Genomic DNA, 20,535 nt, shown 5'->3' with positions numbered 1-20,535 from the left:
TGGCCTTGTGCGCCGAATCCGTTGATTTGCATAGAAAAATATGAGGAGCACAAGATGCGCGTAATTCTGCTGGGAGCTCCCGGGGCCGGTAAAGGTACTCAGGCAAAGTTCATCACCGAAAAGTTCGGTATCCCCCAGATCTCCACCGGTGACATGCTGCGTGCCGCCGTCAAGGCCGGTACCCCGCTGGGCCTGGAGCTCAAGAAAGTCATGGATGCCGGCCAGCTGGTCTCCGACGAGCTGATCATCAGCCTGGTCAAGGAGCGCATCGCCCAGCCGGACTGCGCCAACGGCTGCCTGTTCGACGGTTTCCCGCGCACCATCCCGCAGGCTGAAGCCATGGTCGCTGCCGGTGTCGACATCGACGCCGTGGTCGAGATCGCCGTGGACGACGAAGAGATCGTCGGCCGCATGGCCGGTCGCCGCGTGCACCTGGCCTCGGGCCGCACCTACCACATCCAGTACAACCCGCCGAAAGTGGAAGGCAAGGACGACGTCACCGGCGAAGAGCTGATCCAGCGCGACGACGACAAGGAAGAAACCGTGCGTCATCGCCTGTCGGTCTACCACAGCCAGACCAAGCCGCTGGTGGACTTCTACCAGAAGCTGTCGGCCGCCAACGCCGGCAAGCCGAAGTACAGCCATATCGAAGGCGTCGGCTCGGTCGAGTCGATCACCGCCAAGGTGCTGGCCGCCCTGAGCTGATCCTCGCCATACGTCACGACGGCCCGCTTGCGGGCCGTTGTCGTTTATACTGCCGCTCTTTTTCCCTATCGCCTGGATACCTCGTTCGATGACCACCTTGCTGGCCCTGGATACCGCCACCGAAGCCTGTTCCGTCGCCTTGCTGCATGACGGCAAGGTGACCAGCCATTACGAGGTGGCCCCGCGCCTGCACGCAAAGAAGCTGCTGCCGCTGATCAAGCAGTTGCTGGCTGACTCGGGCGTGGCGTTGAGCGCGGTGGATGCCATCGCCTTCGGCCGTGGCCCCGGCGCCTTCACCGGCGTGCGTATCGCCATCGGCGTGGTCCAGGGCCTGGCCTTCGCCCTCGAGCGCCCAGTGCTGCCGGTATCCAACCTGGCCGCGCTGGCCCAGGGCGCACTGCGTGGGCGCGGCGTGCAGCAGGTGGCCGCGGCCATCGATGCGCGCATGGACGAGGTGTACTGGGGCTGCTACCAGGCCCAGCAGGGCGAAATGCGCCTGGTCGGCCACGAGGCGGTGCTGCCGCCGGAGCGCGTGGCCCTGCCTGCGGGGCTGGGCGCTGAGTGGTTTGGCGCCGGCAGTGGCTGGGGCTATGCCGAGCGCCTGGCGGTGCAGGTCGCCGCCAGCGATGCCAGCGCCTTGCCCAGCGCCCTGGATATCCTGACCCTGGCCGGCTTTGCCTGGGCCCGGGGCGAGGCGGTTGCCGCCGAACAGGCGCAACCGGTGTACCTGCGCGATAATGTGGCTACGCCTAAGGCGCGTTGAAGGCAGTTCGTCGGCTATCGCCGTTCACGATAAAACCTTTTGCGCGTTCTGTGGTCTAGTTATCAGTTCGGGCATTAGCGAAGGATTACGGGTGCTGCTAAATTGCCATCATTGGTCCTGAGTGCTTTTTCATGCGTATCGACGGCTTTTCCTCATCGAGCTACCCCATCAAGCGCGCGCCGCGCAAGGCGTTGGCCCGTGACGAAAACATCGACGAGGCCGACGCCGAGATCATCGACGACACCGATGCGCAGATCAGCCGCGCCAGCCGCCGCAGCGAAAACCTGCCCGCCCGCCAGCAGGACCTGATCTTCCCCCGTGGCCGTGACCGGCGCACGGCCTCGGCCCTGGCCAGCTACCTGACCACTGCCGGCTTCACCGACTGGGAGATGGAAGTGCTGGGGCTGGACCTGTACATTTGATGGATGACGCCATCCACCCTGCCTTATTTTCTCGGTTGTCCGTCCTGGGCTGAAAATGCCTGGCGCGACTATCTCTACCCTGCCGACGCGCGCTCCGGCGAGTACCTTGGGTTGTACAGCCAGGTGTTCAACGCCGTCGAGGGCAATACCACCTTCTATGCCCGCCCAGCCCCGGCCACCGTCGAGCGCTGGGCGCAACTCATGCCGCCCGGGTTTCGCTTCACGGCCAAGTTCCCTGGTGATGTCAGCCATGCTGGCGACCTGCGCGAACAACTCGATTCGGCCCGCAACTTCACGCAGTTGATGGCGCCACTGGGTGCGCGGGTCTCCCCGTACTGGCTGCAGTTACCGGCGATGTTCGGCCCGACGCGGTTGGGCGAATTGGCGTATTTTCTCGATGAGATCGGCGTGCCGGTGGCGGTGGAGGTGCGCAACGATGCGTTCTTCGCCCGCGGCGAAGAGGAGCGCCTGCTCAACCGCTTGTTGCACGAGCGTGGCGTGGAACGCATCTGCCTCGACCCGCGGGCGCTGTTCAGTTGCACGTCCCGCGAGCCCGCTGTGCTTCACGCCCAGTCCAAGAAGCCCAAGGTACCGCCGCGCCCGGCTGCGTTCAGCCAGCATCCGCAGGTGCGCTTCATCGGCCATCCGGAGCTGGCGGCCAACGAGCCTTTCCTCACGCCCTGGGTCGACAAGGTGGCGGCCTGGATCGAAGAGGGCCGCAGCCCTTATGTATTCCTGCACACCTCGGACAACCGCCTCGCCGCAGCGCTGGCCCAGCGTTTTCACCAGCGTCTGATGGCGCGCCTGCCGGGGCTGGCGCCACTGGCGGAATTGCCACGCGCCCCGGAGGTCGAACAACTGGGGCTACTTTGACCTTAAAGCGAGAGGTTGATCCATGGATGTGCAAACCCTGCGAGCCGAAGCCTTCAAGGCGCTGCATGAACGTGATGGCGCGTTCGTCATCGCCAATCCGTGGGATGCCGGTTCCGCGCGATTGCTGGCCAGCCTGGGTTTCGAGGCGCTGGCCAGCACCAGCGCGGGCCTGGCCTTCAGCCTGGGGCGGCCGGATGGCGAAGGTGCGTTGACCCTGGAGGAGACCCTGGACAACGCCAGGGCGATTGTCGACGCCACGCCGCTGCCGGTGGCGGCAGACCTGGAAAACGGTTTTGCCGACCTGCCGGAGGACTGCGGGCAGGCTATCCTGCGGGCGGCCGAGGCCGGTCTGGTAGGTGGCTCCATCGAGGATGCCAGTGGCCAGGGCGCGGCACCGATCTACGACTTCGAGCTGGCGCTGGCGCGGGTGCGTGCCGCGGTCCAGGCAGCGCGCAGCCTGCCATTTCCCTTCACCCTGTGCGCCCGCGCGGAAAACCTGCTGCATGGGCGCCTGGACCTGGACGACACCATCAAGCGGCTGCAGGCCTATGCCGAGGCGGGGGCCGATGTGCTCTACGCGCCGGGGTTGCGCAGTGTCGATGAGATCCGTGCGGTGGTACAGGCTGTGGCGCCTAGGCCGGTCAACGTGTTGATGGGGCTGGCAGGTGTGCCGTTGAGCGTGAACCAGTTGCAGGACCTTGGGGTCAAGCGCATCAGTGTGGGTTCGTCACTGGCCCGTGCCGCGCTGGGTGGCTTGCAGCGGGCAGCGCTGGAGATCCAGGAGCAGGGGACTTTCACTTATGGTGAGCAGGCGCTGCCTTTTGCCCAGCTCAATCAACTGTTTCGCCGCTGAGGCCGCATGCGCCTGAGCCTGGCGCTGCTGGGAGGCCTGCTCCTGCTGGTAGGCCTGGCTTGGCAGTTGCTGGGCTGGCGCCCGCCGGATACCTGGAACCCCTGGGCGGTGCTGGATGTGCGGCAGGCACCGAACCTGCTGACGCCCTATAAGCTGTCACGCCTGCGCGATGACCCCGAGCTGTGTCGCCGGGCGTTGGCAACCTCGTCCCTGCGCTATCGAAGGCAGGCGGACAGCCCCGCCGATGCCAGCTGCCCATTGCGCAATGTCTGGCGCATCGAGGGCGGCGGTGTGCGCTTGAGCAGCAGTTTCCTGGCCAGTTGCCCTCTGGCGGTGGCCTATGCGTTGTTCGAGGTGCAGGGGCTGCAACCGGCGGCGCAGCGTGCGTTCGGGCAGCCGGTGGCCCAGATCGATCACCTTGGCAGTTTCGCCTGCCGCAATGTCTACCATCGCAAACAGGGGCGTCCAAGCCAGCATGCCACCGCCAATGCACTGGATATCAGTGGTTTTCGCCTGAAGGACGGCCAGCGCATCCTGCTGGCTCGGGACTGGCAAGGGGAAGGGGTAAAGGCGCAATTCCTGCGCGAGGTGCAGCAGGTGGCTTGCGAGAGTTTCAGCACTGTGCTGGGGCCTGACTATAACGCCGCCCATCACAACCACTTCCACCTGGACATGGGATTCTGGCAGATCTGCCGATGAACTCAGGCGTGTACGCGCACATTGTTCAGCACCACCGGGCGTGCCCAGTGAGTATCGAACTCCAGGTCGTTCTGTTGCTGGGCCAGGGTCGCGTCGTCGAACGGCTCGGGCGCCGGATCGAGCAGGTTCATCTCGAACTCGGCAATCGGCAGGAACAGCGGGCGCGGCGAAGGACCGGGGCCAGGCTCGGCGATAGGCTGGCCCTGGTTCATCACCACCGGGCGCAGCCAGCTGTTGTTGATGTCCAGCTGGCGTTGCTGCTCGATCAACTCGGCGGTGCTGAACGGCTCGGGGGCAGGCGGCAGAAAGCGCGCCTCCAGCTCGGCCTTGGGCAGGAACAGCGGCTCGGGCGGTGCGACTTCGCGGTCGTGTACCGGCAGGCCACGCTGGGCATCGATCAGCGCCAGGGCGCGGGCGCCGCCGATGGGTTCGCCGCTTTCCTTGTCGTACTGCACCAGGGCCTGGGCAGTGCCGTCGACCTCGCCTTGCTGCTCGGCCATCGCGCGGGCGAAGAAATCCTGCCACAGGTGGCTGACGCCACCCAGTGCCTGGGTATTCTGCCGACCGTAGTTGCCGACGGGCGACAGGTAGGTCAAGCCGATGGGAAGAGTATCTGACATGGCAGTCGCGCGCGTTGTGCTCTGGCAGAATAGCGGGAATATGGCTTGTATCGGCGTTGGCCGGGTTTTCATTAATTTTTTTGCGAGTGCGGGATCGGATGGCAGAGCAACAGCAGGGCACGGGTATCAGGGTCGAGGCATTGGCCCCGCAATTCCAGGCGCAAGCCGTGGCATGGGCTGAGCGCCTGGGGTTGCCGCTGGTGGACGAGGCTGCGGAATTTGCCGTGCAGGTGGGGGGAGAGGGTTTGCAGATCCAGCAACTGGGCCCCCAGGCACCGGGCCCGGTGCGGGTGGATTTCGTCGAGGGCCAGGCGGCGCACCGGCGCTTGTACGGGGGCGGCAATGGGCAGATGATCGCCAAGGCCGTGGGTATCGCCCAGGGCGTGCGGCCACAGGTGCTCGATGCCACGGCGGGTTTGGGCAAGGATGCATTCGTCCTGGCCAGCCTGGGCTGCCAGATGACCCTGATCGAGCGCCAGCCGCTGGTCGCTGCGCTGTTGGAGGACGGGCTGGCGCGGGCGCGGGGCAATGAAGAGGTGGGCGCGATCGTGGCGCGCATGCGCCTGCTGACCGGCAATGCCATCGAGCGCATGCGCACCTGGGAAGGCGAGGCGCCGCAAGTGGTCTACCTGGACCCGATGTTCCCGCACCGCGACAAGAGCGCGCTGGTGAAAAAGGAAATGCGCGTGTTCCGGCCGCTGGTCGGGGATGACCTGGATGCGCCGGCGTTGCTCGAGGCCGCCTTGGCGCTGGCCTCGCACCGGGTGGTGGTCAAGCGCCCGCGCAAGGCGCCGATCATTGCCGGGCCCAAGCCCAGCCACAGCCTGGAGGGCAAATCGAGCCGCTACGATATCTACCCCAAGAAGGCGTTGAAGGGCTGATACGGATTGGGTGTTTGCGTATCAGCACTGGCGGGTGCCAAGCGATAGCCTGGCAGCGCCTGTGCCGGCGAACACCTACTGCCGGTAGGCCCGCACAAACACGCCCACAGCCTCCTGCACATGCGCCTCGACCTCGTCCCCGACCAAGGCTGGCGCATAGCCGATCAACAAGCGATAGTCCGGTGCGCCCTTGATCAGGCAGAAAAAATGCTCAGCCGCCTGCAACGGATTGTCGATGCGCAACAACCCACGCTGGTCCACCCCGCGCAGCAAGCTCTCCATCCCCGCCAGCACCCGCTTGGGCCCCGCCTCGTAGAAATACTGCCCGAAGCCGGGGTCCTGGCTGCCCAGGGCAATGATCAGGCGGCTCAACTTCACCGCCTCGTCACTGCTGATCAAGGCCTGGAAACCACGGGCGATGTTCAGCAGCACATCTTCCACCGCCACCCCTTCGGGGTACTCGAACATCAGGTCCGGCAACTGGTTCTGGCAGGTGGCCATGACCGCCGCGCCGAACAGCGTCTGCTTGTCGGTGAAGTGGCTGTAGACCGTGAGTTTTGAAACACCTGCCGCCGCAGCGACCGCATCCATGCTGGTGTTGGCATAGCCAAGGCTGAGGAACAGCGACTTGGCGGCTTCGAGGATGGCCTCGCGCTTGGCCAGGTCCTTGGGCCGGCCTGGGCCGATGGGTGCGTCGTTGGACATTGGAAACCGTATCTGCTGGGAAAGGTGAGCATCTTACCGGGTCGCGGGCTGTCCGGCTGTAGCGTACGTCGCATGGCGAATGCACGTTTTCTCCTGTCTACCCGCTTCCCCGGCCCGTTTCGCTGACTTAATATACCGGCCAGTATAAATATTCGATGCGTCCTCTGCCAAAGGTCCTCCCCCATGTTGCGTCGTGCGTTGTCCCTCGCCCTGCCCGCTGCCATCGTGCTGCTTACCGCCTGCGGCCAGGAGGCCGCGCCTCCTGCGGCCCCGCGCCCGGCGCTGGTGATCCAGCCCCAGCCCGCCGGGGCGTCCGCCGACAGTTATCCGGGCGAGGTGCGGGCGCGCTTCGAGCCGGAACTGGCCTTCCGCATTGGCGGCAAGGTCAGCAAGCGCCTGGTGGAGGAGGGGCAGCGGGTCAAGGCCGAACAGCCCCTGGCCGAGCTCGACCCACAGGATGTGCGCCTGCAACTGGAGGCCAACCGCGCCCAACTGGCTGCGGCCGAGGCCAACCTGGCGCTGGTGCGCGCCGAGCGCGACCGCTACCAGAAACTGCTCGAGCGGCAGATGGTCAGCCATTCCCAGTTCGACAACGCCGAGAACCTCTACCGTGCCGGCCAGGCGCGGCTCAAGCAAGCCAGGGCCGAGTTCGAGGTGGCTGGCAACCAGGCCGAATACGCCGTGCTGCGCGCGCCCCAGGCCGGGGTTATCGCCAAGCGCCAGGTCGAAGTGGGCCAGGTGGTCGCTGCCGGGCAGACTGTGTTCACCCTGGCCGCCGATGGCGAGCGCGAGGTGGCCATCGGCCTGCCGGAACAGCAGTTCGCCCGCTTTGCCGTGGGCCAGGCGGTCAGCGTCGAGCTGTGGTCACACCCGGATCAACGCTTCGAAGGGCGCATTCGCGAACTGTCCCCGGCGGCTGATCCGCGCTCGCGCACCTTCGCCGCGCGGATTGCCTTCGCCTCCAGCAGTGCCCCGGCCGAGCTGGGCCAGAGCGCCCGGGTGTTCATCGCCCACAGCGAGCGCGCGCCACTGGCGGTGCCATTGTCGGCGGTCACTGCCGAGGCCGGCCAGGCGTATGTCTGGCGGGTCGGCCAGGGCAACCGCCTGGAGCGCGCCCAGGTGCGCCTCGGTGCTTACGGCGCCGACAGCGTGCCGGTGCTCGAGGGCCTGCAGGCCAGTGACTGGGTGGTGGCCGCCGGTGGTCATGTGCTGCGCGAAGGCCAGCAAGTGCGCCCGGTGGACCGCAGCAACCGTGACGTGAACCTGACGGCCAAGGAGTAAGTCCCGATGGGTTTCAACCTTTCCGCCTGGGCGCTGCGCAATCGCCAGATCGTCTTGTTCCTGATGATCCTGCTGGCGGCGATCGGCGCCATGTCCTACACCAAGCTCGGCCAGAGCGAGGACCCGCCGTTCACCTTCAAGGCCATGGTCATCCGTACCCTGTGGCCGGGAGCGACCGCCGAAGAGGTGTCGCGCCAGGTCACCGAGCGCATCGAGAAGAAACTGATGGAAACCGGCGAGTACGAGAAGATCGTCTCGTTCTCCCGGCCGGGTGAGTCCCAGGTCACCTTCATGGCCCGCGACTCGCTGCACTCCAAGGACATTCCCGAACTGTGGTACCAGATCCGCAAGAAGGTCGCCGACATCAAGCACAGCTTGCCGCCGGAGGTTCAGGGGCCGTTCTTCAACGACGAATTCGGCACCACCTTCGGCAACATCTATGCCCTGACCGGCGCCGGCTTCGACTATGCGGTGCTCAAGGACTATGCCGACCGCATCCAGATCCAGTTGCAGCGGGTCAAGGACGTGGGCAAGGTCGAGCTGGTCGGGCTGCAGGACGAAAAAGTCTGGATCGAGCTGTCCAACGTCAAGCTGGCGACCCTGGGCGTGCCGTTGAGCGCGGTGCAGCAGGCCCTGCGCGAGCAGAACGCGGTGAGTACCGCAGGCTTCTTCGAGACCCCCAGCGAGCGCCTGCAGCTGCGGGTGAGCGGGCGTTTCGACAGTGTCGAGCAGATTCGCCAGTTCCCCATTCGCGTCGGTGACCGCACCTTCCGTATCGGCGATGTCGCCGAGGTGCAGCGCGGCTTCAACGACCCTCCCGCGCCGCGCATGCGCTTCATGGGCGAGGACGCCATCGGCCTGGCCGTGTCGATGAAGGACGGCGGCGACATCCTGGTGCTGGGCAAGGCCCTGGAAGGCGAGTTCGCGCGCCTGGCCCAGAGCCTGCCGGCGGGGATGGAGCTGCGCAAGGTGTCCGACCAGCCCGCAGCGGTAAAGGCCGGGGTCGGCGAGTTCGTCCAGGTGCTGATCGAGGCCTTGGCCATTGTCTTGCTGGTGAGCTTCTTCTCCCTCGGTTTGCGCACCGGCCTGGTGGTGGCGCTGGCGATTCCGCTGGTGCTGGCCATGACCTTCGCCGCGATGCACTACTTCGGCATCGGCCTGCACAAGATTTCCCTGGGCGCACTGGTGCTGGCGCTGGGGCTGCTGGTGGACGACGCGATCATCGCGGTGGAGATGATGGCAATCAAGATGGAGCAGGGCTACGACCGGCTCAAGGCGGCCAGCTACGCCTGGACCAGCACGGCCTTCCCGATGCTCACCGGCACCCTGATCACCGCCGCCGGCTTCCTGCCGATCGCCACGGCCGCCTCGAGCACCGGTGAATACACCCGCTCGATCTTCCAGGTGGTGACCATCGCCCTGCTGACCTCGTGGGTGGCCGCGGTGGTGTTCGTGCCCTACCTGGGTGAGCGCCTGTTGCCGGACCTGGCCAAGCTGCACGCTGCCCGCGGGCATGCCCCCGACCCCTACGGCACGCCGTTCTACCAGCGGGTACGGCGGCTGGTGGAGTGGTGCGTGCGCCGGCGCAAGACCGTGATCGTGCTGACCATTGCCGCGTTCGTCGGCAGCATCCTGCTGTTCCGTTTCGTGCCGCAGCAGTTCTTCCCGGCCTCCGGTCGCCCAGAGCTGATGGTCGACCTCAAGCTGGCCGAGGGTGCCTCGCTGAACAACACCGCCGAGCGGGTCAAGCAGCTGGAAGCGATGCTCAAGCAGCAGGATGGCATCGACAACTACGTCGCCTATGTCGGCACCGGTTCGCCGCGCTTCTACCTGCCGCTGGACCAGCAGCTGCCGGCGGCGAGCTTCGCCCAGTTCGTGGTGCTGGCCAAGTCGCTGGAAGACCGCGAACGCCTGCGCAGTTGGCTGATCGCCACCTTGGACGAGCAGTTCCCCGACTTGCGTTCGCGGGTCACGCGCCTGGAGAACGGCCCGCCCGTGGGCTACCCGGTGCAGTTCCGGGTCACCGGCGAGCACATCGAGAAGGTCCGCGCCCTGGCTCGGGAAGTGGCGGCCAAGGTGCGCGAGAACCCGCATGTGGTCAACGTGCACCTGGATTGGGAAGAGCCGAGCAAGGCGGTGTACCTCGACATCGACCAGGACCGCGCCCGCGCGCTGGGGGTGAGCACCGCGCACCTGTCGAGCTTCCTGCAAAGCTCGCTGACCGGCAGCAGCGTCAGCCAGTACCGCGAAGACAACGAGCTGATCGAGATCCTCTTGCGTGGTACCCCCGAGGAGCGCCGCGAACTGGGCAACCTGGGCAGCCTGGCGTTGCCCACCGACAACGGCCAGAGCGTGGCGCTGTCGCAGGTGGCGACCCTGGAGTACGGCTTCGAGGAGGGCATCATCTGGCACCGCAACCGCTTGCCGACGGTCACCGTGCGGGCTGATATCTACGACAAGGAGCAACCGGTGACCTTGGTCAAGCAGATCCTGCCGACCCTGCAACAGGTCAAGGCCGAGCTGCCGGACGGCTACCTGCTGGAGGTCGGCGGCACGGTCGAGGACTCCGAGCGCGGCCAGCGCTCGGTCAACGCCGGCATGCCGTTGTTCATCGTGGTGGTGTTGAGCCTGCTGATGATCCAGCTGCGCAGCTTCTCGCGGATGTTCATGGTGTTCCTCACCGCGCCCCTGGGGCTGATCGGCGTCACCCTGTTCCTGCTGGTGTTCCGCCAGCCGTTCGGCTTCGTCGCCATGCTCGGGACCATCGCCCTGGCGGGGATGATCATGCGCAACTCGGTGATTTTGGTCGACCAGATCGAGCAGGATATCGCCGCGGGGCTGGACCGCTGGCAGGCGATCATCGAGGCGACGGTGCGGCGCTTCCGGCCGATCGTGCTGACCGCGCTGGCGGCGGTGCTGGCGATGATCCCGTTGTCGCGCAGCGTGTTCTATGGGCCGATGGCGGTGGCGATCATGGGCGGGTTGATCGTGGCCACGGTGCTGACCCTGTTGTTCCTGCCGGCATTGTATGCCGCGTGGTTCAGGGTCAGGAAAGACTGAAAAACCGCAGGGGAGGGCTGTGCCCTCCTTTCGCCAGCAAGGCTGGCTCCTACAGGGATCGCGTCACCTGGGCCGGCTCAAAGCGCGCCGAACACCTTCTTGGCCAGGCTGGTCGCGGCACCGGCCGGGTTCTGGCGGATGTTCTCTTCCTGCTTGCCGATCATATCGAACAGGCCATCCAGGGCCTTTTCGGTCACGTAGTTCTCGATGTTGGCGTCATCCTTGATCAGGCCCAGGCCCTTGGCCTGCCCGGCGAAGCTGTTGTACTGCTGGGCCAGGCCGACCTTGTCGGTGGCCTGCTTGACGATCGGCAGGAACTTGGCGCGGATCTGCTCGCGGCTGCTCTTGTTCAGGTACTGGGTGGCCGAGTCCTGGCCGCCGCTGAGGATGCCCTTGGCATCGGTCACGGTCATCTTCTTCACGGCATCCACGAGGATCGCCTGGGCCTGCGGCACAGCGGCCTCGGCGGCCTTGTTCATGCTGGTTTCCAGGGCTTCGACCTGATCACCCTTGCCGAACATTTTCATCGCCTTGGCCGCCTTGCCCAGGTTGCCCGGCAGTTCGATGCGCACGTCTGGGTTGTTGCTGAAACCACCCGGGGTGCTCAGCTGCTTGACGGCGATCTGCGCGCCTTGGGTGAGGGCGTCCTTCAGGCCGCCGGAGGCGTCGCTTTGCGACAGGTCGCCAAGGGACAGGGCCAGGGCGCTGGCTGACAGCAGCAGGCCGGCGCACAGGGTGGTGAAGCGCAGGGAGGTGCGAAGCATGGGATTTCCTTATGGGCAGAATGGAACGAACGGGGTTCAGCGCACCGGGTCGACCTTGACCCGCAGCGGCAGGCTGTCGCTGCCGTCGAGCTGGACGCCATGGTGCTCGGTGTTGATGAACAGCAGCTTGCCGTCCAGCTCGATGCGTGCGCTCACCGCGTAGCGGTGGCCGGGCTTGATCTGGGCCGGGTCATACTCGAGGTGGAACGGCAGCGGCACGTTGCCTTTGACCGGGCCGGCCTGGCGGGCCAGGGTCACGGCCGGGGCGTCCATCAGCGACACGTCCTGCAGCTCGACGCTGAGGGTGGCGGCCGCCGGCAGGGCCATGCGCTGCAGGTAGAAGACCTCGCCGTCCAGCCTGGCCTGGGGCGAGGAAGTGTTGCTGGAGCACGCTGCAAGCAGGGACGCGCAGCACAGCATCAAGAGTTTTTTCATGGGGTCTCCGGTATACATGAGGCTGGCTTGTGGCCAACCTCAGGGACTTTAGCGGATTTTTCGTACAGCATGGCGGGTGGCGCCCCTGCAGCCTGCGCAAGCACTCATGGTCACTCAGGCGCCACGGGCTCCGGCGTTTCATCCCGGTGCAGCGCCACCTGGCGAATCGACAGGCGCAGCTCGGCCGACAGCACGCGCTTGGCCACGCCTTCGGCCAGTTCGGCGAGCTTGTCGCGGTAGCCCAGCTTGCCGTCGGCATCAGGCTGTAGCACGCCTTCGCGCACCAGGGTCTGGATGAAGTGGCGGAACAGGGTCTTGTCGAAGAACTCCGGGGCGTTGAGCCCATGCAGGATCGACAGGCGCTGGCCCATCATCACGCACAACTCTTCCAGTTCCTCGGCATTCAGCGTGTGCTGGCCGCTGTTGAGCAGCAGCGAGGTGGCCATGTAGAAGCGCTGCAGGGTCTGGGTGATGGTCCGCGCCAGCAGGGTCAGCAGCACGAACTGCCGCGAGCTCGGCGCCGGGCGCAGGTACAGCTCGCCCTCCTGGCGCAGCAGGCCCTGCTCGACCAGCGCCGCCAACCACTGGTCGATCACCTCGTCCAGTTGCTCGGGTGCCCAGCGCAGGAACAGCTCGGCCTGCAGGTAGGGATACAGCGCCCGTACGTACTGGCCCAGCAGCTCGCGGCTCATGCGCGAGCTGCTGAGGAAGAAGCTCGCCAGCAGCCCCGGCAGGGCAAAGATGTGCAGGACGTTGTTGCGGTAGTAGGTCATCAGCACCGCGTTGGCTTCGTCCAGGTAGAGGATGCGGCCCAGCGCGTCCTTCTGCTCGGCCAGCAGGTCCATGCCCAGTACATGCTCGATCAGCGCCTTGCCGTCGCCTTCGGGCAGGGTGGTGTGGGGCGAGTAGGGCACCTGGCGCAGCAAGGCCAGGTACAGGTCGAGCACGCGGGTCAGGGCGCGTTCGTCCAGGGCCAGGCGGGTGGTCGACAGCAGCGCCAGGGCCACCAGGTTGACCGGGTTGATCGCCGCCGCCTCGTTGAGGTGGCGGGCCACGGTCTCGCCCAGGCGGGTGGTGGTGTCGTTGAGCCAGGCCGGGCGGAACTGCGGCCCGAGCGCCTGCTCGCGCCAGCCGGGCTGTTGCTGGTCGAGGAAGTTGTTCAGGCGAATCGGCTCGCCGAAGTTGACATAGACCTGGCCGAAGCGCTGCTTGAGCGCGCCGATGACCTTGAAGATGTCGAAGATCGATTCTTTCTTCTTGCTCGCGCCGCGCAGCTCGCCGAGGTAGGTGCGGCCTTCGAGCACCCGCTCGTAGCCGATGTACACCGGCACGAAGACGATCGGCGTGCGCGAGGAGCGCAGGAAGCTGCGCAGGGTGATCGCCAGCATGCCGGTGCGCGGCTGCAGCATGCGTCCGGTACGCGAGCGCCCGCCCTCGACGAAGTACTCCACCGGGAAGCCCTTGCTGAACAGGGTGTGCAGGTATTCGTTGAACACCGCGGTGTACAGCGGGTTGCCCTTGAAGGTGCGGCGCATGAAGAACGCCCCGCCGCGGCGCAGCAGGCCGCCGATCACCGGCATGTTGAGGTTGATGCCGGCGGCGATGTGCGGCGGCGTCAGGCCGTTGCGGAACAGCAGGTAGGACAGCAGCAGGTAGTCGATGTGGCTGCGGTGGCAGGGCACGTAGATCACTTCGTGGCCCGGGGCGATACCCTGCACCTGCTCGATGTGGTTGACCTTGATGCCGTCGTAGATCTTGTTCCAGAACCAGCTGAGCACCACTTCGAGGAAGCGGATGGCGGTGTAGGTGTAGTCCGAGGCGATCTCGTTGCCGTAGTGCAGCGCCTTGGCCTCGGCCTTGGCGTAGGGGATCTTCTCGCGGTCGGCCTCGTCGCTGATGGCCTGGCGCACCAGCGGGTCGTGGACCAGGCCCTTGACCAGGTTGCGTCGGTGCGAGATATCCGGGCCGATCACCGCGGTCTTGAGATTGCGAAAATGCACGCGCATGACCCGCTGGGCCATGCGCACGGTGCGTTCATGGCCCTTGTTGTGGGCGACCAGCTCGCGCAGGTGGATGGGCGCGGAGAACTGCACGCGGGTCTTGCGCCCCAGGATCAACACGCTGAGCAGGCGGCGCAGGCGACCGGTGACGGCCCAGCTGTCGGCGAACAGCAGTTTCCACGGGCTCGACTCGCTGGCCGGGGTCTGGCCCCAGAACACGCTCACCGGAATGATCTGGGCATCTTCCTCGGCGTGCTGGCTGATCGCCGCGACCAGGCGTTCCAGGGTGGGTGGCGCGCCACGCTTGTCATGGCGGCCGAGCCAGTCCGGGTCGGGAGTCAGGTAGAAGAACGCGGCTGGCTCTTGCAGGGGGCCTACGCTGACCGGCAGCACCGGGCGTGGCAGCCCCGCTTTGGTGCATTCGTGGTCGATCACCGCCAGGTCGGTGAGCGACGGCGAGGGCAGGGCGTAGAACACCGGACGGCTGCGGTCGAGCTTGAGGGTGAGCGAGGACTGGTTGATGGTCTCGGAGCGCACCCACAGGTACAGCACGCGACGCAGGGCGCCGAAGATAAGGCGGCGCAGGGGAGAACGGGTCATGGGGTGGGGCCCTGGTGAAGTTTCGGTGTTTTACAGGCGGTTAGTCTGCCGTATCTGCGTAAGTTCAGCAAAATTCGGCGATTCTCCCGGCCGTCATGAAATTTTTTTGTTGCCTGTCATATACTCGGCCTGCCGCTTGCAAGGTAGTTCGGGCAAGCGGCGTTGGCACGGGCCCTCGAGCAGTTGATCCCGTGCCTGCAAGGCGATCTTCAAAATAAAAATCCGGAGTAGTTCAGATGTCGTCTCGTGAGACTGGGAATGTGAAGTGGTTCAACGATGCCAAGGGTTATGGCTTCATTCAGCGCGAAGGTGGTGCGGACGTGTTCGTCCACTATCGGGCTATCCGCGGTGAGGGGCATCGCACCCTGGTCGAGGGGCAGCAGGTTGAATACGCCCTCGTGCAAGGCCAGAAAGGCCTGCAAGCCGAGGACGTGGTAGGGCTCTAAGCCTTAGGCCGTACGCTCAAGCTGCAAGTTGACCGTGGAACTTGCAGCCTGATGCGCAGCGTCATCAGCTCGTGCGCCAGGTGATTTCCTGTTCACCGTCGGCGCTGATGCGGATCCAGCGGTCGGCATCTTCTTCCCCATCTTCCTCGCTCCAGCTACCTGGCGCGCAACGTACTTCGACGTTGAGTGCGGCAAATGCCGCGCGGGCGCAGGCGATGTCGTCGGCCCAGGGCGTCTGGTCGCTTTCCAGGTACAGGCTGTTCCATTTCCCCACAGCCTTGGGTAACCAGGTGACCGGAATGTTACCGGCCGTGCACTTGAAGGTCTGGCCTTTTTGCTTCCATTCGCTGCACGGGCCCAGGGCTTGGGTCAGCCAGTCGGCGATCTGCTTGTGATCGACCTCGTCGTCCTTGAGGTAGATCTCGATATCGGGTTGACGCATGGGGGGCTCCGGTGTGTGCTCAGTCTTGGCGCACGAAATAGTCATAACGCATGGAAACCGTGACCTCGAACGGCTCGGGCTGGTCGATGACCTGCGCGCGTTTCTCGGCGCTGGCGCGCCAGCCGTGCGGGGTCATGGCCAGCAGGTCGGCGCGGGCCTTGGCCTCGACCAGGCGCAGGCGAAATTCCAGGGTTTCGCTGTGGGCGTGGTGCATGCCTGGCGGCACCAGCGCCAGGTGCTTGTCGTCGGCGTAGGGGCGTACTTCATCGTAGAGCACCTCGCGCAGTTCCATCAGGTGGCCGCTGGTCGGGCCAACCCGCATCAGGCCGCCACCGGGGGCGAGCAGGCGCTTGGCTTCGGCCCAGTCCAACGGGCTGAACACGCTGGCGATGAAGCCGCAGCTGGCGTCGGCCAGGGGCACGCGGGCCATGCTGGCGACCATCCAGGTGAGCTGCGGGGCGCGGCGGCAGGCGCGCTTGACCGCCTCGCGGGAGATGTCCAGGGCGTAGCCGTCGGCTGCTGGCAGGGCCTGGGCGATCTGCGCGGTGTAATAACCCTCGCCGCAGCCGATGTCCAGCCAGGCGCCTGGCTGGCGCTCGGCAGCCAGTTGCGCCAGGCGCCCGGCCACCGGCGCATAGTGGCCGGCGTCGAGGAAGTCGCGGCGGGCTTGCACCATGGCCTGGTTGTCGCCTGGGTCGCGGCTGTTCTTGTGCTGCACCGGCAGCAGGTTCAGGTAGCCCTGGCGGGCGCGGTCGAAGCGGTGGCCGGCCGGGCAGGCCACGCCGTTGTCGAGACGCGCCAGGGGCGCCTGGCAAAGAGGGCAGGCGAGCATCAGGCGAGCAACCGTACCATTGTCTGGTAGTAGATCTCGGTCAGCAGGTCGAGGTCGCTGGCCAGGATGCGCTCATCCACCTGGTGAATGGTGGCGTTGACCGGGCCGAGCTCGACCACCTGGGTGCCCATGGTGGCGATGAAGCGGCCATCGGAAGTGCCGCCGCTGGTCGACGGCCGGGTCTCGCGGCCGGTGACCGCCTTGATGCTCGAGGACACCGCATCGAGCAGGTCGCCCGGCTCGGTGAGGAACGGCAGGCCCGACAGCGCCCAGTCGATGTGCCACTGCAGCTGATGCTTGTCGAGGATCGCCGCGACCCGCTGTTGCAGGCCTTCGACGGTCGATTCGGTAGAGAAACGGAAGTTGAACAGCGCCGTCAGCTCGCCCGGGACCACGTTGGTGGCGCCGGTGCCAGCGTTGAGGTTGGAGATCTGGAAGCTGGTCGGCGGGAAGAACGCATTGCCTTCGTCCCAGTGCTCGGCGGCAAGCTCGGCCAGGGCCGGGGCGGCCAGGTGGATCGGGTTGCGTGCCAGGTGCGGGTAGGCCACGTGGCCCTGCTTGCCGCGCACGGTCAGGGTGGCACCGAGCGAGCCACGGCGGCCGTTCTTGACCACGTCGCCGAGCAGGCTGGTGCTCGACGGCTCGCCGACGATGCACCAGTCCAGGCGTTCGTTGCGTGCCTTCAGGCGCTCGACCACGGCCTTGGTGCCGTGGTGGGCCGGGCCTTCCTCGTCGCTGGTGATCAGGAAGGTGACCTTGCCGCGGTGGTTCGGGTAGTCCTGCACGAAGCGCTCGCAGGCCACCACCATCGATGCCAGGCTGCCTTTCATGTCGGCGGCGCCGCGGCCGCAGAGCATGCCGTCGGCGTCGATCAACGCCTCGAACGGTTCATGCTGCCACTGCTGCACGGGGCCGGTGGGCACTACGTCGGTGTGGCCGGCGAAGCACAGCACCGGGCCGGCCTGGTTGCCGTGGCTGGCCCAGAAGTTGTCGACGTCCTCGAAGCGCATCGGCTCGAGCTGGAAGCCGACAGCGCCCAGGCGGTTCATCATCTGGGTCTGGCAGTCGGCGTCGACCGGGGTGACCGAGGGACGACGGATCAGGTCGCAGGCCAGTTGCAGGGTAGGCGAAAGCTCGGCTGGGGCCGTCATTGCAGGACTCCGGGGCAAGGCAAGGCGGGGGAAACTGAGGGGCGTTATCTTATAGCAAACTGACAGGCCAATGGGGCCGCTGTGCGGCCCTTTCGCGACACAAGGCCGCTCCTACAGGCGTACGCGAGCGGCCTTGTGTCGCGAAAGGGGCGCGTAGCGCCCCCGGTATTCTCAAGCCTGTTGTGTTTCGGCGGCCTTTTCGGCGGGCTTGGGCAGCGACGACAGCAACGCCATCACCAGCGCCGCCAGGTACGGCAGCGACTGCACCAGCAGCATCGCCACCCAGAAGCGCATGTCCGAACTCGGCAGCCCCTGCACCAGGTAGATCCCCAGCGCCGCGCCCCACAGCATCAGCATGATGAACAGCTCTTCGCGGGCTTCGGCAAGCGCCACCAACAGGCCATGGCTGTCGGCGTTCTTCGGCGTGCGGAAGAACGGCATGCTGCTGGTGAAGAAGCCGTACAGCACTGCCTTGGCGATGGTGTGCGACAGCGCCAGCCCCGCCAGGGCCGCGGCGAAGGCATCCTTCAGGTCGACCCCCACCGCACGGCGGTAGAGGAACAGGATCTTGCCGACCTTGAAGAAGAACAGCGCCAGCGGCGGGATGGCGAACATCATCAGCGGCGGGTCGACCCGATGCGGCACGATGATCATCGCCGCCGACCACAGCAGCGCGCCGACGGTGAAGAAGATGTTCATGCCATCGGCGATCCACGGCAGCCAGCCGGCCAGGAAGTGGTAGCGCTGGCCGCGGGTCAGTTCGCTGTCCTTGCCGCGCAGCAACGCGCTGGCGTGGTGCTTGATGATCTGGATGGCGCCGTAGGCCCAGCGGAAGCGCTGCTTCTTGAAGTCGATGAAGGTGTCGGGCATCAGGCCCTTGCCGTAGCTGTTGTGGGCATAGGCGGCCGACAGGCCCTTTTCGAACACGCGCAGGCCCAGTTCGGCGTCCTCGCAGATGCACCACTCGGCCCAGCCGAGCTCCTCGAGCACGCTGCGCCTGGTCATGGTCATGGTGCCGTGCTGGATGATCGCGTCACGGTCGTTGCGGGTGACCATGCCGATATGGAAGAAGCCCTTGTACTCGCTGTAGCACAGCTTCTTGAAGGCGCTTTCGTGCTGGTCGCGGTAGTCCTGGGGCGACTGCACCACGGCGATCTTCGGGTCGGCGAAATGCGGCACCATGTGCTTGAGCCAGTTGCGGTCGACGCAGTAGTCCGAGTCGATCACCGCGATCACCTCGGCGTCCTTGGCGGTGTGCGGGATCAGGTAGTTCAGCGCGCCACCCTTGAAGCCGGCCAGGGGCGCGACATGGAAGAACTTGAAACGCTCGCCGAGCCTCTCGCAGTGGGCCTTGAGCGGCTCCCACACGGCCGGGTCCTTGGTGTTGTTGTCGATCACCAGCACTTCGTAGTCCGGGTAGTCCAGCGCGGCGAGGGCGTCGAGGGTCTGCTTGACCATCTCCGGCGGCTCGTTGTAGCACGGCACATGCACCGACACTTTCGGCCGGTAGGCGCTGTCGCCCTGTACCGGCAGGAACTCCCTGCGGCGCTTGTGAATCCACACCGCCTCGGCCAGTTCATGGGCCTCGGTCAGCAACACGATGAACACGCCCAGGGCGCCGAGCGCTAGCAGCACGCCCACGGTCAGGCTGAACCAGGTGCTGTACTGCTGGCTGTAGTCGTAGGCGATCCACACCAGCACCGAGCCGCACAGGAAGGTGATGAAGGTGAGGAAGGTTCGCCCGCGCTGGCGCAGGGCCGAGCCGTCGATCAGCAGGATGGCCAGGGCGATCATCGCCAGTACCACCGAGGCCACGGCCAGGGCGCGCCACTGCGGGATCGCCACGATCGGCCCCTCGAAGTTGAACTTCTGCTGGCGCTCGGCGTTGTACACGCCCCAGTAGGCGCCTACCGAGCCTTCGTCGCTGGCCTTCCATGGCTGGTCGTAGGCCTCGATGACGAAGTAGTTGTAGCCACGACGGTTGAGGGTGTTGACCAAGGTGCGCAGGTAGATGGCCTGGTCGGCCTGGGTGGCGTCGGCGCCGCCGCGCATGCGACCGTTGCTTGGCCAGCCGACCTCCGAGAGCAGCAGCGGCTTGCGCGGGAACTGCTTGCGCAGTTCGCGGGCGCGGTCGAGGACGAACTGCACCGAGTCCTGCATCGGCACGAACTCCCAGTACGGCAGGATGTGCGCGGCGATCAGGTCGACGTGCTTGGCCAGTTCGGGATGTTCCTTCCAGATATGCCACTGTTCACTGGTGGTCACCGGCACCTTGACCGCGGCGCGCACCCGGTCCAGGTAGCCGATCAGTTGCTCGGCGCTGACCTCCTCGCGGAACAGCGCTTCGTTGCCGACCACCACCCGCACCACGCTGCGCGAGGTGTTGGCCAGGCCAATGGCCTTCTCGATCTCGCGTTCGTTGCGTTCCTGGTCGTTGCTGATCCAGACGCCCAGGGTAACGCGCAAGCCAAGCTCCTCGGCCAGGTGCGGCACTTCGGCCTGGGTGCCCTCGACGGTGTAGATCCGGATGTTGTCGGTCAGCTTGTTGAGCTGCTCGAGGTCCTGGCGGATCTCGTCCTCGCTGGGATACTGGCCTTTCTGCGGGCTCTGGCCCAGGCGGAACGGCGAGTAGGAAAAGCCGGAGACCTGCTCAGGCCAGGCCGGGGCGGATACCGGGCGGTTGATCAGGGCCCAGAACCCGGTGAACAGCGCGGCGATGGCCAGCACCACCACCAGGTTGAGACCGAATTTACGTGATGACATAGGTGTGCGTGGTTCCGAAGAGAGGCGCGGGGCGTGGTGTCTGGCTGCAAGTCCTACACTGCCAGGGCAGGCAATGCGTTGGATTTTCGACAAGGGATGAAGTTCTTGGCCCGCTCGGTTGTCGTTCAGATCGTTGTACGTAATAGGACATTAAAGCAGGCTTGGCAGGACTCTTGCCAACGCGGTCCCGGAATCACCCCGCTTGGCCTATAATGCGCGCCGGATTTTTCGAGGTAGCAG

19 protein-coding genes and 1 pseudogene are annotated in these 20,535 nt (G+C 65.9%); 10 read left to right on the top strand and 10 right to left on the bottom strand.

The features are described from left to right. Nucleotides 1-54: 54 nt before the first annotated feature. The 3 genes from adk to KSS95_RS21975 all read left to right on the top strand — a co-directional run bounded on the left by adk (nucleotide 55) and on the right by KSS95_RS21975 (nucleotide 1,890). Entirely contained in the window at nucleotides 55-705 is a 651-nt protein-coding gene (gene adk, locus KSS95_RS21985; RefSeq protein ID WP_186659995.1) for an adenylate kinase, read from the top strand. An 88-nt stretch (nucleotides 706-793) separates the two neighbouring features. Next, the gene (gene tsaB / locus KSS95_RS21980; protein ID WP_217849592.1) at nucleotides 794-1,468 is read left to right on the top strand and encodes a tRNA (adenosine(37)-N6)-threonylcarbamoyltransferase complex dimerization subunit type 1 TsaB; all 675 of its coding nucleotides are present in this window, start codon (nucleotides 794-796) and stop codon (nucleotides 1,466-1,468) included. Nucleotides 1,469-1,599: 131 nt separating this feature from the next. Further along, a complete protein-coding gene (locus tag KSS95_RS21975) occupies nucleotides 1,600-1,890 on the top strand; it encodes a hypothetical protein (RefSeq protein WP_217849590.1) in 291 nt (96 codons plus the stop codon). Here KSS95_RS21975 and KSS95_RS24710 read toward each other — a convergent pair. Next, nucleotides 1,844-1,942 (bottom strand): annotated as a pseudogene (locus KSS95_RS24710) (hypothetical protein); the annotation flags it as partial. The gene KSS95_RS21975 and the pseudogene KSS95_RS24710 sit on opposite strands and share 47 nt — an antisense overlap. Here KSS95_RS24710 and KSS95_RS21970 point away from each other — a divergent pair. From KSS95_RS21970 to KSS95_RS21960, 3 genes are read left to right on the top strand one after another with little or no spacing between them, the layout of a single operon-like run. Then, complete coding sequence (locus KSS95_RS21970) at nucleotides 1,909-2,763, top strand: DUF72 domain-containing protein (protein WP_225935597.1); 855 nt, start codon at nucleotides 1,909-1,911, stop codon at nucleotides 2,761-2,763. The pseudogene KSS95_RS24710 and the gene KSS95_RS21970 sit on opposite strands and share 34 nt — an antisense overlap. Nucleotides 2,764-2,785: 22 nt before the next feature. After that, a complete protein-coding gene (locus KSS95_RS21965; protein WP_217849587.1) occupies nucleotides 2,786-3,616 on the top strand; it encodes an isocitrate lyase/PEP mutase family protein in 831 nt (276 codons plus the stop codon). 6 nt (nucleotides 3,617-3,622) lie between these two features. Continuing rightward, on the top strand, nucleotides 3,623-4,315 hold the full coding sequence (locus KSS95_RS21960) for an extensin-like domain-containing protein (protein ID WP_217849585.1): 693 nt from the start codon (nucleotides 3,623-3,625) through the stop codon (nucleotides 4,313-4,315). 2 nt (nucleotides 4,316-4,317) lie between these two features. Here KSS95_RS21960 and KSS95_RS21955 read toward each other — a convergent pair whose 3' ends face one another. Then, nucleotides 4,318-4,935: an energy transducer TonB gene (locus KSS95_RS21955; RefSeq protein ID WP_217849583.1), complete on the bottom strand. Its 618-nt coding sequence runs from the start codon at nucleotides 4,933-4,935 to the stop codon at nucleotides 4,318-4,320. Between the two features lie 98 nt (nucleotides 4,936-5,033). On the opposite strand from KSS95_RS21955, the gene KSS95_RS21950 reads away from it, so the two are divergent. Then, nucleotides 5,034-5,816, top strand: a complete 783-nt coding sequence (locus KSS95_RS21950; protein WP_217849581.1) for a class I SAM-dependent methyltransferase — start codon at nucleotides 5,034-5,036, stop codon at nucleotides 5,814-5,816. A 75-nt stretch (nucleotides 5,817-5,891) separates the two neighbouring features. On the opposite strand, the gene KSS95_RS21945 is transcribed toward KSS95_RS21950, so the two are convergent. After that, nucleotides 5,892-6,521, bottom strand: a complete 630-nt coding sequence (locus KSS95_RS21945) for a TetR/AcrR family transcriptional regulator (protein WP_217849579.1) — start codon at nucleotides 6,519-6,521, stop codon at nucleotides 5,892-5,894. 183 nt (nucleotides 6,522-6,704) lie between these two features. Here KSS95_RS21945 and KSS95_RS21940 point away from each other — a divergent pair, with 183 nt between their 5' ends. Then, on the top strand, nucleotides 6,705-7,802 hold the full coding sequence (locus KSS95_RS21940) for an efflux RND transporter periplasmic adaptor subunit (protein WP_217849577.1): 1,098 nt from the start codon (nucleotides 6,705-6,707) through the stop codon (nucleotides 7,800-7,802). 6 nt (nucleotides 7,803-7,808) lie between these two features. Further along, complete coding sequence (locus tag KSS95_RS21935; protein ID WP_217849575.1) at nucleotides 7,809-10,862, top strand: efflux RND transporter permease subunit; 3,054 nt, start codon at nucleotides 7,809-7,811, stop codon at nucleotides 10,860-10,862. 77 nt (nucleotides 10,863-10,939) lie between these two features. Here the strand turns inward: KSS95_RS21935 and KSS95_RS21930 are convergent, their stop codons facing one another. The 3 genes from KSS95_RS21930 to plsB all read right to left on the bottom strand — a co-directional run bounded on the left by KSS95_RS21930 (nucleotide 10,940) and on the right by plsB (nucleotide 14,661). Next, nucleotides 10,940-11,626, bottom strand: a complete 687-nt coding sequence (locus tag KSS95_RS21930) for a DUF4197 domain-containing protein (RefSeq protein ID WP_217849573.1) — start codon at nucleotides 11,624-11,626, stop codon at nucleotides 10,940-10,942. Between the two features lie 36 nt (nucleotides 11,627-11,662). Next, nucleotides 11,663-12,061: a YbaY family lipoprotein gene (locus KSS95_RS21925; RefSeq protein WP_217849571.1), complete on the bottom strand. Its 399-nt coding sequence runs from the start codon at nucleotides 12,059-12,061 to the stop codon at nucleotides 11,663-11,665. Nucleotides 12,062-12,171: 110 nt separating this feature from the next. Further along, a complete protein-coding gene (plsB, locus tag KSS95_RS21920; protein ID WP_217849570.1) occupies nucleotides 12,172-14,661 on the bottom strand; it encodes a glycerol-3-phosphate 1-O-acyltransferase PlsB in 2,490 nt (829 codons plus the stop codon). Nucleotides 14,662-14,897: 236 nt separating this feature from the next. Here plsB and KSS95_RS21915 point away from each other — a divergent pair, with 236 nt between their 5' ends. Beyond that, the gene (locus tag KSS95_RS21915) at nucleotides 14,898-15,107 is read left to right on the top strand and encodes a cold-shock protein (RefSeq protein WP_011535295.1); all 210 of its coding nucleotides are present in this window, start codon (nucleotides 14,898-14,900) and stop codon (nucleotides 15,105-15,107) included. Between the two features lie 64 nt (nucleotides 15,108-15,171). Here the strand turns inward: KSS95_RS21915 and KSS95_RS21910 are convergent, their stop codons facing one another. The 4 genes from KSS95_RS21910 to KSS95_RS21895 all read right to left on the bottom strand — a co-directional run bounded on the left by KSS95_RS21910 (nucleotide 15,172) and on the right by KSS95_RS21895 (nucleotide 20,295). Beyond that, nucleotides 15,172-15,549 (bottom strand): hypothetical protein, encoded by a 378-nt coding sequence (locus KSS95_RS21910; RefSeq protein ID WP_217849568.1) that lies wholly within the window; start codon nucleotides 15,547-15,549, stop codon nucleotides 15,172-15,174. Nucleotides 15,550-15,568: 19 nt separating this feature from the next. Continuing rightward, nucleotides 15,569-16,381, bottom strand: coding sequence for a putative RNA methyltransferase (locus tag KSS95_RS21905; RefSeq protein ID WP_217849566.1), 813 nt, complete (start codon nucleotides 16,379-16,381; stop codon nucleotides 15,569-15,571). Beyond that, a complete protein-coding gene (gene dapE, locus KSS95_RS21900) occupies nucleotides 16,381-17,532 on the bottom strand; it encodes a succinyl-diaminopimelate desuccinylase (RefSeq protein ID WP_217849564.1) in 1,152 nt (383 codons plus the stop codon). Before dapE ends, KSS95_RS21905 begins: the two co-directional genes overlap by 1 nt. Before the next feature lie 171 nt (nucleotides 17,533-17,703). Further along, nucleotides 17,704-20,295 (bottom strand): glycosyltransferase, encoded by a 2,592-nt coding sequence (locus tag KSS95_RS21895; protein ID WP_217849562.1) that lies wholly within the window; start codon nucleotides 20,293-20,295, stop codon nucleotides 17,704-17,706. Between the last annotated feature and the right edge of the window lie 240 nt (nucleotides 20,296-20,535).

This window comes from Pseudomonas muyukensis (genome assembly GCF_019139535.1).
GTDB lineage: Bacteria > Pseudomonadota > Gammaproteobacteria > Pseudomonadales > Pseudomonadaceae > Aquipseudomonas > Aquipseudomonas muyukensis.
The sequence above is the reverse complement of the archived record's forward strand: the minus strand, read 5'-3'. Positions and strand labels throughout refer to the sequence as shown.

Excerpts from the sequence above, each read along its gene's own strand:
- adk (WP_186659995.1), top strand. The coding sequence starts at position 55 with ATGCGCGTAATTCTGCTGGGAGCTCCCGGGGCCGGTAAAGGTACTCAG.
- tsaB (WP_217849592.1), top strand. The coding sequence starts at position 794 with ATGACCACCTTGCTGGCCCTGGATACCGCCACCGAAGCCTGTTCCGTC.
- KSS95_RS21975 (WP_217849590.1), top strand. The coding sequence starts at position 1,600 with ATGCGTATCGACGGCTTTTCCTCATCGAGCTACCCCATCAAGCGCGCG.
- KSS95_RS21965 (WP_217849587.1), top strand. The coding sequence starts at position 2,786 with ATGGATGTGCAAACCCTGCGAGCCGAAGCCTTCAAGGCGCTGCATGAA.
- KSS95_RS21960 (WP_217849585.1), top strand. The coding sequence starts at position 3,623 with ATGCGCCTGAGCCTGGCGCTGCTGGGAGGCCTGCTCCTGCTGGTAGGC.
- KSS95_RS21955 (WP_217849583.1), bottom strand. The coding sequence starts at position 4,935 with ATGTCAGATACTCTTCCCATCGGCTTGACCTACCTGTCGCCCGTCGGC.
- KSS95_RS21950 (WP_217849581.1), top strand. The coding sequence starts at position 5,034 with ATGGCAGAGCAACAGCAGGGCACGGGTATCAGGGTCGAGGCATTGGCC.
- KSS95_RS21945 (WP_217849579.1), bottom strand. The coding sequence starts at position 6,521 with ATGTCCAACGACGCACCCATCGGCCCAGGCCGGCCCAAGGACCTGGCC.
- KSS95_RS21940 (WP_217849577.1), top strand. The coding sequence starts at position 6,705 with ATGTTGCGTCGTGCGTTGTCCCTCGCCCTGCCCGCTGCCATCGTGCTG.
- KSS95_RS21935 (WP_217849575.1), top strand. The coding sequence starts at position 7,809 with ATGGGTTTCAACCTTTCCGCCTGGGCGCTGCGCAATCGCCAGATCGTC.
- KSS95_RS21930 (WP_217849573.1), bottom strand. The coding sequence starts at position 11,626 with ATGCTTCGCACCTCCCTGCGCTTCACCACCCTGTGCGCCGGCCTGCTG.
- KSS95_RS21925 (WP_217849571.1), bottom strand. The coding sequence starts at position 12,061 with ATGAAAAAACTCTTGATGCTGTGCTGCGCGTCCCTGCTTGCAGCGTGC.
- plsB (WP_217849570.1), bottom strand. The coding sequence starts at position 14,661 with ATGACCCGTTCTCCCCTGCGCCGCCTTATCTTCGGCGCCCTGCGTCGC.
- KSS95_RS21915 (WP_011535295.1), top strand. The coding sequence starts at position 14,898 with ATGTCGTCTCGTGAGACTGGGAATGTGAAGTGGTTCAACGATGCCAAG.
- KSS95_RS21910 (WP_217849568.1), bottom strand. The coding sequence starts at position 15,549 with ATGCGTCAACCCGATATCGAGATCTACCTCAAGGACGACGAGGTCGAT.
- KSS95_RS21905 (WP_217849566.1), bottom strand. The coding sequence starts at position 16,381 with ATGCTCGCCTGCCCTCTTTGCCAGGCGCCCCTGGCGCGTCTCGACAAC.
- dapE (WP_217849564.1), bottom strand. The coding sequence starts at position 17,532 with ATGACGGCCCCAGCCGAGCTTTCGCCTACCCTGCAACTGGCCTGCGAC.
- KSS95_RS21895 (WP_217849562.1), bottom strand. The coding sequence starts at position 20,295 with ATGTCATCACGTAAATTCGGTCTCAACCTGGTGGTGGTGCTGGCCATC.